Raw genomic sequence first — 13,776 nt, forward strand, 5'->3', positions numbered from 1 at the left:
AATGCCCCGAACCGGATACCGGTTCGGGGCATGTTCGTTACATCGTCTGCTTCATATAGTAAATAACAAACTCATCGAGTGGCATCGGTTTCGCATAGCGATAGCCTTGCATCGAATCACAGCCGATTTTCCGTAAGAAATTCTCTTGATACTCGGTCTCGACACCTTCAGCGACGAGCGCCATCCCGAGTTGCCGGGCCATCGCGACGATGGTCGCGGTGACGGTCTGATACTCCCGGTTTTCTTCGAGTTGCATCGTGAACTCGCGCGGGATTTTCAGCTCATCGATTGGATAGCGGACGAGGTAGGCGAGCGAGCTGTAGCCGGTACCGAAATCGTCGATCGACAGTTTGATGCCAAGCGCCTTCAACTCGAGAATCCGTGTCAACACGCGGTCGGATTGATGTGCCGCGACCGTCTCGGTCAACTCGAAGTTAAGTCGGCCAGGTTCAATCGGGAACCGTTCGAATAACGTCGTCAAATATTCGATTAAGTGCTCATCGAACAGTTGGCGGACGGATAGGTTGACCGATAGTTTTGGTAAATCGATATCGCCTTGCTCGAAGGCGTACATCAATTGGAATGTTTCATGAATCATCCAGCGGCCGAGATCATGGATATGCCCCGTCTCTTCGGCAATCGGAATGAACTGGCTTGGCGGGATGAAGACGCCGTCTCGTTGCCAACGCATGAGCGCCTCGGCCCCGATGATGGCTTTCGTCGAAGCGTCAACTTGAGGCTGAAGATAAAGCGAGATCTCGCCTTTCTCGAGGGCGGTATCAAGCCCTTCCATCAACAGTTTGCGCTCTTCTTTGTGGGCCCGTAATTCAGGAGCGAACAAAACGGTCTCGTTGCGTCCTTTGTCCTTCGCCTTATACATGGCAAGGTCGGCGTTCGACAGCAAATGCTTGAGCGTCGAACCGTGTTCAGGATAGCGGACGATACCGATGGACGCGTGAATCTCGACGAGCGTCCCGCCCATGAAGTACGGCGGACGATAGACGGAGCGTCGTAACCGTTCGACGAGCATCTCATCGTCGTCATGCTCGGCGACAACGATGAATTCGTCACCACCGAGCCGGCCCGCATACTCGTTCGGCAACAAGGCGCCCCGTAGACGTTTACCGATATGTTGCAACAACTCGTCACCCATATGATGGCCGAACTGGTCGTTAATTTCTTTAAAACCGTCGAGGTCGGAGAACATGAGCGAGAACGGACGTCCTTCCGCGATCAGCCGTTCAATCTGTTCTTGCAGGGCGTAGCGGTTATGAAGCCCGGTCAGACTGTCATGGTTCGCTTGATAATAAATCTGTTCTTGTTGGACGATCATTTGCGTGATGTCCTTGACGATCGCATAGATGCCTTCGACTTCGCCGTCGATAATCATTGGAATATTCATCAACTGCCACACCCGTTTCGCCCCGTCTTCGGTGACGACATCGACGTCGAGTGTCCGGGGGCGACCGTTCGTTAAATCGTGCAACACGGTCGCATAGGCGGACCGGTCTTTTTGTTCGATAATGTCTAAAATGTTGGAGCCAATCAACGTTTCCGTATCATGACCAAGCACCGAGCTGCCGGCCTCGTTCACAGACAACACTTCGCCATGGAGGTCGAACAAGAAAATCGGTTCGGCATGATAGGCGAATAGCGAGCGATACTGTTGTTCGCGAACCTCGAGTTCATGCGCCTTCGTCGTCACCGCGACTTCGAGGTCGGTATTGACGGTATGTAAACGGTGACTGATCAATGCGTTTTGTTTGGCGACGACGAACTGACGGATGAGCAGCAACAAGACGGCGTTCGCCGTCATCGAGTCGAGCACAGATGTGCCGAGCAAACGATCCGAGGCGAGCATGAACAGCATGACGATTGCGCTATAGACGACGTAGTCGAACACGGAGTCATAGACGAGGGCATCTTCTCTCGATTCATCGAACACGTAGCTGATTGAAATGATAAAGATGCTACTCACTTGAAGCAGGTGCACCAACTCATGGCCGATGCCGTTGAAGATGAGCAATTGGTTCAAAATCGAGGCAGTCGTGAAGCCGAGAATGCCGATCAACAAGAGCACACGGAACGTTTGGCCGACCGAGGTGATGCGATTCAAGTACAGGAAGCCGAGCATCATGTAGAGACTAATCAACACCATCTGTTCTTCAAAACCGTTCAAATGAGCCGCATAACGTGCTCCGTCGTTCGAATAAACGAACAGATGCAACGCCCCAATCAACAGGAAGCTGAACAAGGCGAAAATGTCGAACGTTCGTAGTTTCAATGTCCGAATTTCAATCGATTGCGTGATGACAATCAGCGACATAATCAAATAAAAAAAGTTCTGAATGAACGGCATGTGGTTGATTGCTGTCGATGCACCAAAATGGTGTCCGACCAAATAGGCGATGAAGCAGACATTGCCGGCGCTAATCAGTAAATGTATGTAGCGTCGCATCCCTTGATTTTGAAACACGGCCGTCGCGCTAAAGATGGTCGCGATGAGTGTGACCGCCGTGAAATAGACGAACAAACTCGTCTCCCTTAAAGCGTAAGGGGTGAACAGAATCAATAAAAGTCCGAGAAAAAAGGTCCCGACGAGCAAAGCGGGGACTGTTTGGCGCAACGAGTGGTTGGTCAACTCATGCACCTCCTTCTGTATATGTCTAAGAGGCTCACCATTATTATCGGATTGTTCAAGCGTTTGTTACACAAAAAAATCGACAGCAACTCGCTGTCGATTAAAGTGTATACGAATGTTCTTTGAAGTTACCGACGACCGAATCGATTTCGGAGACGGTGACGAACGCTTCTGAATCAATCTCGGAGACGATTTGACGCAGTTTTGGAATTTCGTTGTTCTGGACGACGACATACAACATCTTCTTCGAGTCGTTCGAGTAACCGCCGGTCGCGTCCATAATCGTGACGCCGCGTTTCAAGTTCTGCTTGATGACGAGGTTGATTTCATCGGCTTTCTTACAGATGATGAAACACTGCTTCTGCGCCGAGAAGAACCGATGAATCGTCAACAACGTCCGCGACCGGACGAAACTGAGAACGAGCGCATACATGACCGCTTTAATGTCGAACGTGATGAACACGAGGATATAGACGATGATATCTTGTGTCAAAAAGATTTTCGGGAGTGATAAGTTCCGGTTGTTCGTATAAATGACTTTCCCGAGAATGTCGAGTCCTCCGGTCGAAGCGCCTGCGAATAACAGCAGGGCGAGCCCGAGGCCGGAAACAATCCCACTGAACACCGAGGCGACGAGCGGGTCATCGAGCGGTGTCGGCGGGATGAGCACGGGCAACGTGTCAATCAAGATGGATGATAAGACGACGACGAGGCCGGTCATGAGAATGAACCGTTTCCCCAGATATTTAATCCCGACGATGAAGAGCGGGATATTCAAGACGAGTTGCGTGAATCCAATCGGCGTGTTGAACAATTCATTGACGATCAACGTGATCCCGACGATACCCCCGGACCCGATTTCGTTTGGTTTGAGCAATAGACCGACAAAAATCGATTGTAGAATCGTTCCGGCGATGATGAACAAGGTCGTCTCGACGGCGATCCGTTTTCTAGTTTTTGCGTACATAGATAATGGCTAGGCGCCATACGCCCCCTTTGAAATAAACTCATTCAAGCGTACTCCGACGATGTCGGAATTTCAAGCGTCGAATGATTACAATTCATTATGGAAGCGGTCGATATCACTTGCGAGCTGTTCATGAACGTAATCGATGACTTGAGCGTCATCGAATAAGCCGAGCGGAGCGTCATCCGGAATCGCATCGAATGGGGATACGAAGTAGAGGACGGCGGCGACGAGGGCATGCTGTTTGTCTGGCTGCATCTCGAACTGGTCGTTATAGAGGGCGCGCAACATATTGAGCAACTGTTTCATTTGGAAGTAGAGCGTCAGTTCTTCTTCCCGTTCGATATTGCTAATCTCGCTTGACGCGACATCGACTGTCACTTTAGCGAGAGCGAGTTCGCCTTGGACCAAGAGATCACCCAATTTTTCTTTGTTGGTATAGTCCTCGGTCGCGCTTGTTAAAAAGTGTGTGTACGTCGTTTTCCAATCTGACATGTATATTCCTCCTTCTGTCTTCATCTACTAATATGCCCGTTTTTGCGATTTGGTTGCAACTTTTCCGAAAATTTAAGAAAATAGAAATAAGTGAAAAAGGAGGAACTGTACATATGTCTACTGTAACCATGCCGACTGAGGCAGAATTTGCCCGCTACGCTGAGCTTGCCGTCAAAAAAGGCGTCAACATTCAGCCGGGCCAACAGCTCGAAGTCCGAGCTGATATTAGCCAAGCACCGCTCGTCCGTCAAATCGTGAAAGCAGCTTACGCGGCTGGCGCGAAACAAGTGTATGTGAACTGGAGCGACGAAGAGACGACGAAAGTCCGTTACTTCAACGCCCCAGCAGATGCCTTCAAAGAATACCCGGAATGGCTCAAGGCACGCTTTGAGCAATTGGCCGAAGAGAAGACGGCGTTCCTATCGATCGTCAGCGACGACCCGGACGCACTGAACGGCGTCGAGTCGTCACGTATCGCGGACTCGAACCGTGCTGCCGGCGTGGCGCTCGCGAAATGGCGCAAATATGTCATGAGCGACAATGTCAGCTGGTCAATCGTCGCTGGCGCTTCGGAAGCATGGGCGAAGAAAGTCTTCCCAGACCGTGAAGACGCCGTACCAGCCCTTTGGAAAGCGATTTTCGAAGCGACGCGCATGGACCAACCGGATGTCGTCGCGGCGTGGGATACGCATGACGCATCGCTCCGTGAACGCGCGACGTTACTCACGAATAAGAAGTACACGAAGCTCCATTACAAAGCACCGGGCACGGAATTGACGATCGGCTTGCCGAAGAAGCACGTCTTCCTTGGCGGCGGCGGTCCGAACATCGACGGCGTCGATTTCATCGCCAACATGCCGACCGAAGAAGTGTTCACGCTCGCTGATAAAGATTCGGTCGAAGGACACGTCTCGAGCACGAAACCGCTCAGCTACAGCGGCAACTTGATTGATGGGTTCACACTTTGGTTCGAAGGCGGGAAAGTCGTGAAGGCGGAAGCGAAACAAGGCCAACAGGCACTCGATGAGTTGTTGAACCTCGATGAAGGGGCGCGTCGTATCGGAGAAGTTGCGCTCGTGCCGGACGACTCACCAATCTCGAACTCGGGTCTCCTTTTCTATAACACGTTGTTCGACGAGAACGCATCATGCCACTTGGCGCTCGGACGCGCCTACTCGACATGTCTCGAAGGCGGACCGCAAATGTCAGCTGAAGAGCTCGCCGAGAACGGTGCGAACGACTCGATGACACACGTCGACTTCATGATCGGCTCGGCCGAGATGAACATCGACGGCGAACTCGAAGACGGTTCACGCGAAGCCATCATGCGTGACGGCAACTGGGTCATTTAATCAAGCAAGAGACGAATCCCTTCGTGGAATTCGTCTCTTTTTTATGTCAATTCATAGAGGAAGGCGAGGGCGTTCGGTAGCCGACGCCGCCACGCGATTTCATTATGGACGGCACCGGGCTCGACTTCATAGCGGAAGGCGATCCCTGTTCGCGCGACCGTCTCGACGAGTTTCGCGTTCGTATAGAGGTAATCCTCGGGCGTGATCGGTCCGCTCGTCTCGTTCGTCCCGATGTCCATATAGAGACGCGCCGTCACATCGGCCTGCTTCACATCCCGAATGAGGGAGTCGAGATTGGCCCAAGCGGCTGTCGAGAGCGAGCCGACGCGCCGGATGGACGGATAGGCCGTCATCATATAGAGCGAGATGACCCCGCCCATCGAGCTGCCCATCACGCCGACGTCGTCCGGGTCGGTCGCGTAGCGTTCATCAATCCACGGCTTCAACTCTTTCATGAGCCAGTCGGCGTAAGCCCGACCTCTCCCGCCGAGCGTGGGCCGTGTCTTGGCGAGTTCCGGCCCGATTCGGCGATATAGCATCTCATCCTCATAAAACGAATACTCATCGTAGCGGTCGAGCCAGTCCGGGGCACTCGCGATGGCGACGACCATGAGCGGCAATTGCAAGTCCTCGATGTGGCGGTCGATTGACCAACCTTCGCCGATCGTGGCGGTCTTGCCGTCGAACACGTTTTGACCGTCGTGCATATAGAGGACCGGGATCTTTTCGTCAGCCGACACGAAGTCGGGACGATAGACACGGACAATCCGCTTCCGGCCACGTATGGCCTCGGTCGGTAAGGTGAAGCTGAATTGGTCGAGCATATAAAGCGCTCCTTTCGCAGTCAACTGGTTTTAGTTTGCCGGGTGTGGACGAGAAATGCAATCGCGACACTTGACTACCTACCGTTCGTTAGGTAAAGTGATAATGAAGAAAGGGGTCGATGACGGATGAATACGAAACAACGAATCGAGCTGGCGGCACGGCGGCGCTTTGCGCTTGAAGGGTATGAAGGACTATCATTAGCGGCACTCGCCGAGGATGTTGGCATTAAGAAAGCGTCGCTATACGCCCATATCGAAGGAAAAGAGCAATTGTTCAAACAAGTCGTCGAGGACATGGCAGATCGTTACGATCGCGTCTGGCGAGAAGCGCGGGACGCCACTGAGGGCGCGGCACCGCTCGAACGGATCGAGGCCATCGTCGAGACGTTGATTCGCTTCTTTGAAGAAGAGGAGACATGGATGCTGACGAAGCGGATGTTGCTCGTCCCGCCGCCTGAATTGCGATTGTTCATCGAGACGACGCTCGGGTCGGTCGAGACGGACTTGCAAGCGTTTGAGAAAGAACAGTTTCGATTGGCGATGGAGCAAGGGGCGTTACCCGAACAGTCGCTCGAGGACGTTTACGATGCCTACTATTGTTTTCTCGACGGCGCGCTCATCTCACTCTTCACGCTCGAGACGAATCGCGTCAAGCGGCAACAGGCCGCATTCACCATCTATAAGAAAGGAGTCGGATGGACATGAAACAAGATCAAATGGCCTGGGTTTGGCTCATTCTAGCCGGCCTGCTTGAAATCGTCTGGGCCACGACGATGAAACTGTCGAACGGCTTCACGGTGCTCGGTCCGAGCGTGGTGACCGTTCTCTTATTAGTTGTGAGCTTTGGGTTGTTGGCGATGTCGTTCCGGACGTTACCGGCCGGGACCGGTTATGCAGTGTTCACCGGCATCGGGGCCGTCGGAACGGTCATCGTCGGTGCAGTCTTGTTCGATGAGGCGCTGACCGGCATGAAGCTCGTCTTTATCGCGACGCTCCTCATCGGTGTGATTGGACTGAAACAAGTGACAGGAGGAGAATCGGCATGAGTTGGGTATTTTTGATTGGCGCAGGTCTTGCCGAGATGATGGCGGTCTTTTGGATGGGAAAATCGAAAGGCTATCAGATTGTTAAATGGTCGATTTTGTCCGTCGGAACGTTTGCCTTAAGTTTTTATTTGTTGTCGCGCTCTCTCGAGACGCTCCCGCTTGGGCTGGCGTATTCGATTTGGGTCGGGATTGGAGCGGCCGGCGGCGTCGTGCTCGGCATGCTGTATTTGAACGAATCGCGGGACCGGTGGCGTATCTTCTTCTTATTGCTTATTATCGGTAGTGTCATCGGATTGAAAGTTGTCGCCTAATTAGGATTGAATCGAAATAAAAACGGGAATTGAATAGTTCAGACTGTGAACGAAAGGGGCGGGGACGATGAGTCATATCAAACTGCAATCCGAGCGTCTACGACTCGAACCTTACACGATTGCTGATTTTTATTTCGTGAAATCGCTACTCCAAGATCCGCGCGTGATGCGTTTCATCAGCTCGGATGGAAAGCCATATACGGATGAACAGACGATCGAATGGTTCGAGCGCCAGTTGGCCCGCTATCAGACGGGTCGTCAAACCGGGTTGCTCAAATTGATGTCGCATGAAAATGACGAGCCAATCGGTCATGCCGGCACGTTGCTCCATGAACTCGACGGCACGATTGAACTTGAAGTCGGATATTGGTTGGCGCCGAAGCATTGGCATATGGGCTACGGACGCGAGGCAGCGGCTCGCCTTATGCGTCATGCGTTCGAAGAAGGTGAGAAAGAGATCATTTCCTTGATTCATCCGGATAACGTCCCATCGCAACGAGTCGCGAAAGCGAACGGATTGCATTGGGACCGTGACACTGAGTATCAAGGCATGCTCGTCTCGGTATATGCCGGTGATTTAGAGCGGTTATGCCGCCATATGAAACGGGAAGAAATGACGCGTTAAAAAAAGTAAAAAAAATTTTAAAAAACAGTTGCCAAGGCATTAGTTTCTTGATATATTAATAGTGTCCTTAAGAGAGGACACGACCTGATTCTGTAGCTCAGCTGGGAGAGCGCTACCTTGACAGGGTAGAGGTCGCTGGTTCGAGCCCAGTCAGAATCACTTGGGTGCCAAACCCGATGCGAAACCCATAGGAACGTGGGTTTCCGCGACGCCACTTCTTGCGAGAAGTGGCTTTTTTTTTGTTTTTCTTTCAATTGACAGCCTACATAAACAGTTGGTATATTCCTCTCAATACATACAGAAACGGGGAATTATACGATGGTCTTAACCGGAACAATCGTCAACGCGGCGTTGATCGTGATTGGCACATTACTTGGACTCTTGTTTCACCGCATCCCCGAACGAATGAAAGAGACGGTCACCGCAGCCATCGGTCTCGCCGTCGTCTTGCTTGGCGTTCAAATGGGGATGAAAAGTGAGAACTTTTTAATCGTCATCGGCAGTCTCGTCATTGGGGCCGCACTCGGCGAATGGTGGAAGCTCGATGAGAAGTTGAACGAGGTCGGCTATCAATTGGAACGCCGCCTCGGGGGCAAGAGCAAGTCAAGTATCGCCGAAGGCTTCATCACGGCGACGCTCATCTTCGTCATCGGGGCGATGGCCGTCATCGGCGCGCTCGACAGCGGATTGCGCGGGGATCATGACGTCCTCTATACGAAAGGATTGATTGACGGTTTCACGGCACTCGTCCTCAGCTCGACGCTCGGCATCGGGGTCATGTTCTCGGCCGTCCCGGTACTCTTATACCAAGGGGCAATCGCCTTGCTCGCCATTCAAATCATGAAGTTCATCCCGGAGTCGCTCATGGATGATTTTATTTTAGAGATGACGGCGACCGGTGGTGTCATGATTGTCGCGATTGGGTTGAACCTGGTCGGCATCACGCGGATTCGCGTCGCGAACTTATTGCCGGGAATCTTGATGGTCGCGGTTATCGTCTCGATTTTACATATCGTCCAATAAAAAATCCGAGAAACGCGATGCGTCTCTCGGATTTTTTATTTCTTCGGTTGTTCGATTTCTTCTCTCGCACTTTCGCGAAGGGCAGAAGCCATGACGTCTGCTAAATCGCGCGAGCGAAGCACGCCGACACCGCGGTCGGTCGGACCGTCTGGCGCGGCCACGTCCGCAATCAAGTCGTTCGTCGGCCGTGTCTCGTGAAGTAACAGTTCGGCCGATCCTTTCATTGCCTGGGCGACGATTTGTCGCGCCGTCGCTTCATCGAAACCAGCATCGGTCAAGACGGGCGTCATCGAACCGACGATTTCATAAAAGAAAGCGGGGCTACATCCAGCGGCAGCCATGAAGGCGGACATCGTCTTCGCATCCGTCACGGCCGTCCGTCCGACGCGTTCAAACAGCGCCGTCGCGGTTTCGCGGACCGTATCATCGGTCTCTGGGCCGAACCAGAGTCCTGTCATCCCGCTCCGATAAGCGACTGGGGTATTCGGCATCGCGCAGACGGCAGGGAGACCTGACGCCTCTTCAATCTCGCTCGGTTCGATATGAGCTGCTACGGAGACGAGGAGCGGTGTGCTCCACGTTTTAGATTGCACGTAAGGAATGACCCCGTCCGGTTGCATCGCGAGGACGACGATGTCATACGCGTTGACATCTTCCTCGTCGACGATTTGCACGCCGAGCTCGGCCTGTAACGCTGTCAAACGGGTCCGGTCACTCCGGTTCGTCATCGTGATTTGTTCAGGCGACACACCAGAGGCAAGCCATCCGCGTACGAGTGACTCACTCATCGATCCTGCACCTACCATTAAAATATTCATTCTCGTCACCTCTTCATATAGATTCGGTCGTATATATACATGTTGCTTATCATAACAAATGACGCAACAAATAGCGCCCATCGTGCTCAAATTGTAAAACAAAGGAAAAAAAGATGAGCGGTTTGTCATTTGATTGTCGCATGCGCCATAGATGACAAGCTGGCCCGGGCAAGCTATTATGGCAGTAATCAAACTGGAGGCGATGAGAGTGAAACGAGTGTTAGTGCGGGGGATTCAAGGGTATCAACGGTTCATCTCGCCGTTGAAACCGCCGACTTGCCGTTTTTATCCGACGTGTTCGCACTATGGAATCGAGGCGATTGAAAAGCATGGTGCCCTTAAAGGTGGGTATTTGACGACTCGCCGCTTAATGCGGTGCCAACCGTTCCATTCGGGCGGACTCGACTACGTGCCGGATGAATTTGATTGGCGCGCCCCTTTACAACGTGAAAAACCCCATTCTCAGCGAGACGTCTAACCGGCGGCTCGCTGTTTTAGATACAGCTTAAAAACCAAATCGTTGTTTTATTACAATACTTTTGACAATCTTCTAAGTATTCTGAAAAAATAGAGGTGTACGATTACATAAGGGGAAGGGGAATTCAATATGAGTCAATCGTTCAGTGAACTCATCGGTACGATTTCGAACTTTGTGTGGGGACCACCGTTATTGATTTTGCTTGTGGGGACAGGCATCTACTTGACGGTACGGCTCGGGGGACTTCAAGTCACGAAGTTGCCGTACGCATTGAAGCTCGCGTTTTCTAAAAATCAAGACAAAACATCGAAAGGGGATATCAGTCACTTCCAAGCGCTCATGACGGCGCTCGCAGCAACCGTCGGTACGGGGAATATCGTCGGGGTTGCGACCGCGGTCGTGCTCGGTGGACCGGGGGCGATCGTCTGGATGTGGGTATCCGGATTTTTCGGTATGGCGACGAAATACGCCGAAGCTGTGCTCGCCGTTAAATATCGGGTGACCGATGAACGCGGACAAATGGCTGGGGGGCCGATGTATTACTTAGAACGTGGCTTGAAGCAACGTTGGCTCGCCGTCGCATTCGCAGGATTCGCCTCGCTCGCGGCATTTGGGATTGGGAACGGGGTGCAGACGAACTCGGTCGCGATGGCGCTCAAGACGACCTTTGACGTGCCGTTGTATGTCTCCGGTATCTTGATTATGATTTTCACAGGTGCGGTCATCTTGGGCGGTGTCAAATCAATCGGTCGCGTCGTCAGTTACTTCGTACCAGTCATGATCGTCTTTTATCTCGGCAGCGGATTGTTGATTATGGTGATGAACTATACGCTCATTCCGGATGCCATCGCCCTCATCTTCAGCAGCACGTTCAGTGCCGAAGCGATCGGTGGCGGAGCCATCGGGGCCGCCATTCGTTACGGTGTGGCGCGCGGCGTCTTCTCGAACGAGGCAGGTCTCGGTTCGGCGCCGATTGCCGCAGCGGCTGCTAAAACGGATATGCCGGGACGTCAGGCGCTCGTCTCGATGACGCAAGTGTTTCTCGATACGCTCATCGTCTGTTCTGTCACGGGAATCACGCTCGTCATGGGCGGTCAAATCGGATCGGGCCTCGAGGGTGTCGAATTGACGACGGCGACGTTCGAGCAATTCCTTGGACCGGCCGGCGGTTATATCGTGACGATCGGACTCGTCATGTTCGCCTATTCGACGGTGCTCGGCTGGTCATACTACGGGGAACGGTCGATTCATTACTTGTTCGGTCAAAAATCGATTCTTCCTTATCGGATTGCGTTCGTTCTCGTCGCCGGTCTCGGTGCGATGACGACGAACCTCAATTTGGTTTGGGCGCTCTCGGACGTGTTCAACGGCTTGATGGCCATCCCGAACTTGATTGGCTTACTGTTCTTGTCGGGTGTCGTCATTGCTGAAACGAAGCGATTCAATCAACAGCTCGAACTCGAAAATCGAAATCGAAAAGCTTCTTAAACCAATACGCCACCATCCTTACGGGGACGGTGGCGTATTGCGTTTGCGAACCTCTTCGAGCCGTGCTTGTTGAAGATGGTCGAACACTTTCGTGATGAAACCGACCATGATGCCGACACCCGTGATGACATAGCCGATCGTGAACACTTTGCCGATATCGGTCGTCGGGACAAAATCCCCATAGCCAATTGTCGTGAGTGTGACGACACTGAAATACAGGGCATCGAGCCAACGCATGTCTTCGAAGCGTGAGTAGAACAGTGTCCCGGAGAGGATGGTCAGGAAGGCGAGACTGAACAAGACTTGAAACTCCGCATCCTTCAAGCCACGCCAAATCCCACGGAACATGCGCCGGAACGTCAAGATGAAAGATAGCATTTCATTTCCTCCTTTCCCTATAGGTTTGTTCGCTAAGAACAGGGGAACATCCTTTATAGAAAAGATGGAGAGGATGATGACGATGACACGACCGATTCCGAAAGAGGAAGGGCTAGACCATAGTCTGGCGTTTCTGCGGGAAGGATACTTATACGTCCCGAACCGCCGGAAGAGCTTCCAGTCCAATCTGTTTGAAACACGTTTGCTCGGCGAACGAGTCATCTGTCTCGGAGGCGGCGAGGCGGCAGCCTTGTTTTATGACGCGGACAAGTTCGTGCGCAAAGATGCGGCACCGAAACGGTTGCTGAAAACACTATTCGGTGAGGACGGGGTGCAGACGTTAGACGGCTCGGCCCATACACATCGCAAACAGATGTTCATGGCGCTCATGTTCCCCCAAAATATCAAGCGGTTAACGAAGCTCGTCAGCCGGGAGTGGGAACGGGCGCTCGACGCGTCGGCTGACGAGACGGTGCTCTATGACACGGCGCAAGAAGTTCTCATGCGGGCCGTCTGTGAATGGGCGGGGGTCCCGCTCCGTGAAAGCGAAGTAGCTCGCCGGACGGACGAGATGCGATTGCTATTTGAATCTGGGACTGCGCTCGGACCAAAACATGTTCGTGGGCGAGCGGCCCGCTCCTCGGCCGAGGCGTGGGTGCGTGGCATGGTCGAAGAAGTGCGGAAGAACCGGCTTCTCCCAAACGAACAAACAGCGTTATATGAATTTTCTTGGCATCGGGATGAAGCGGGTCATCTGCTTCCGGCCGACGTCGTTGCTGTCGAAGTGATCAATATATTGCGCCCGACCGTGGCCGTCTCGATTTATGTGTTGTTCACTGTATTGGCGCTCCACCAATTTCCGGAAGCGCGGGACCGATTGGCGCGTGGTGAGACCGAACCCACATGGTTCGTCCAAGAAGTGAGACGCTTTTATCCATTTTTCCCTGTGACCGCTGCGAGGGTCAAGCAAGATTTCGCGTGGAACGGATTTACGTTCGAAGAAGGGACGCTCGTCTTGCTCGACTTATATGGGACGAATCATGACCCTTCCTTGTGGACGGAACCGGATACATTCAACCCCGATCGCTTCAAAGACTGGACAGAAAGTCCGTTCACATTCATTCCGCAAGGTGGCGGGGATGTCGATTTCGGACACCGCTGTGCGGGGGAGCACGTGACGATTGCAATCATGCGCGAGACGATCGACGTGTTCCTAACACGTTACCGTTACGAGGTGCCTCCGCAAGACCTCAGTTATAGCTTTGTCGACTTTCCGAGTTTACCGAAGAGCCGTTTCGTGCTGAATCAAATTCAAAAGAACGAATAAATG

General features: G+C 52.7%; 15 protein-coding genes and 1 tRNA gene. 10 read left to right on the forward strand and 6 right to left on the reverse strand.

Annotated elements, in window-relative coordinates; all coding sequences use genetic code 11:
* Positions 1–37 precede the first annotated feature (37 nt).
* The 3 genes from M467_RS16540 to M467_RS16550 all read right to left on the reverse strand — a co-directional run bounded on the left by M467_RS16540 (position 38) and on the right by M467_RS16550 (position 4,103).
* On the reverse strand, positions 38–2,641 hold the full coding sequence (locus M467_RS16540) for a putative bifunctional diguanylate cyclase/phosphodiesterase (RefSeq protein ID WP_021065251.1): 2,604 nt from the start codon (positions 2,639–2,641) through the stop codon (positions 38–40).
* Between the two features lie 100 nt (positions 2,642–2,741).
* Entirely contained in the window at positions 2,742–3,608 is an 867-nt protein-coding gene (locus tag M467_RS16545) for a YitT family protein (protein ID WP_021065252.1), read from the reverse strand.
* Positions 3,609–3,695: 87 nt separating this feature from the next.
* Entirely contained in the window at positions 3,696–4,103 is a 408-nt protein-coding gene (locus M467_RS16550; protein WP_021065253.1) for a YkvA family protein, read from the reverse strand.
* Positions 4,104–4,216: 113 nt separating this feature from the next.
* On the opposite strand from M467_RS16550, the gene M467_RS16555 reads away from it, so the two are divergent.
* Positions 4,217–5,455, forward strand: a complete 1,239-nt coding sequence (locus M467_RS16555) for an aminopeptidase (protein WP_200860057.1) — start codon at positions 4,217–4,219, stop codon at positions 5,453–5,455.
* 41 nt (positions 5,456–5,496) lie between these two features.
* Here M467_RS16555 and M467_RS16560 read toward each other — a convergent pair whose 3' ends face one another.
* A complete protein-coding gene (locus M467_RS16560) occupies positions 5,497–6,279 on the reverse strand; it encodes an alpha/beta hydrolase (RefSeq protein ID WP_021065255.1) in 783 nt (260 codons plus the stop codon).
* 126 nt (positions 6,280–6,405) lie between these two features.
* On the opposite strand from M467_RS16560, the gene M467_RS16565 reads away from it, so the two are divergent.
* The 6 genes from M467_RS16565 (at position 6,406) to M467_RS16590 (ending at position 9,284) form a co-directional block, all read left to right on the forward strand.
* Positions 6,406–6,984, forward strand: coding sequence for a TetR/AcrR family transcriptional regulator (locus M467_RS16565; RefSeq protein ID WP_021065256.1), 579 nt, complete (start codon positions 6,406–6,408; stop codon positions 6,982–6,984).
* An 11-nt stretch (positions 6,985–6,995) separates the two neighbouring features.
* Positions 6,996–7,325 (forward strand): DMT family transporter, encoded by a 330-nt coding sequence (locus M467_RS16570; protein ID WP_029596077.1) that lies wholly within the window; start codon positions 6,996–6,998, stop codon positions 7,323–7,325.
* Positions 7,322–7,636, forward strand: a complete 315-nt coding sequence (locus M467_RS16575) for a DMT family transporter (protein WP_021065258.1) — start codon at positions 7,322–7,324, stop codon at positions 7,634–7,636. Before M467_RS16570 ends, M467_RS16575 begins: the two co-directional genes overlap by 4 nt.
* 67 nt (positions 7,637–7,703) lie before the next feature.
* Entirely contained in the window at positions 7,704–8,261 is a 558-nt protein-coding gene (locus tag M467_RS16580) for a GNAT family N-acetyltransferase (RefSeq protein WP_021065259.1), read from the forward strand.
* 86 nt (positions 8,262–8,347) lie between these two features.
* Positions 8,348–8,420, forward strand: a tRNA-Val gene (locus tag M467_RS16585).
* Between the two features lie 159 nt (positions 8,421–8,579).
* A complete protein-coding gene (locus M467_RS16590; RefSeq protein ID WP_021065260.1) occupies positions 8,580–9,284 on the forward strand; it encodes a DUF554 domain-containing protein in 705 nt (234 codons plus the stop codon).
* Between the two features lie 35 nt (positions 9,285–9,319).
* Here M467_RS16590 and M467_RS16595 read toward each other — a convergent pair whose 3' ends face one another.
* Positions 9,320–10,102 carry a pyrroline-5-carboxylate reductase family protein gene (locus tag M467_RS16595; protein WP_021065261.1) on the reverse strand — a complete coding sequence of 261 codons (783 nt, stop codon included), beginning with the start codon at positions 10,100–10,102 and terminating at the stop codon, positions 9,320–9,322.
* 202 nt (positions 10,103–10,304) lie between these two features.
* On the opposite strand from M467_RS16595, the gene yidD reads away from it, so the two are divergent.
* Positions 10,305–10,580, forward strand: a complete 276-nt coding sequence (yidD, locus tag M467_RS16600) for a membrane protein insertion efficiency factor YidD (RefSeq protein WP_081637891.1) — start codon at positions 10,305–10,307, stop codon at positions 10,578–10,580.
* 129 nt (positions 10,581–10,709) lie between these two features.
* On the forward strand, positions 10,710–12,068 hold the full coding sequence (locus M467_RS16605) for an alanine/glycine:cation symporter family protein (RefSeq protein ID WP_021065263.1): 1,359 nt from the start codon (positions 10,710–10,712) through the stop codon (positions 12,066–12,068).
* A gap of 18 nt (positions 12,069–12,086) precedes the next feature.
* On the opposite strand, the gene M467_RS16610 is transcribed toward M467_RS16605, so the two are convergent.
* Positions 12,087–12,446, reverse strand: a complete 360-nt coding sequence (locus tag M467_RS16610) for a potassium channel family protein (protein ID WP_021065264.1) — start codon at positions 12,444–12,446, stop codon at positions 12,087–12,089.
* Positions 12,447–12,528: 82 nt separating this feature from the next.
* On the opposite strand from M467_RS16610, the gene M467_RS16615 reads away from it, so the two are divergent.
* On the forward strand, positions 12,529–13,773 hold the full coding sequence (locus M467_RS16615; RefSeq protein ID WP_029596073.1) for a CYP152 family fatty-acid peroxygenase CypC: 1,245 nt from the start codon (positions 12,529–12,531) through the stop codon (positions 13,771–13,773).
* The last annotated feature ends 3 nt before the right edge of the window (positions 13,774–13,776 follow it).

This window comes from Exiguobacterium chiriqhucha RW-2, from assembly GCF_000416965.1.
GTDB lineage: Bacteria > Bacillota > Bacilli > Exiguobacteriales > Exiguobacteriaceae > Exiguobacterium > Exiguobacterium chiriqhucha.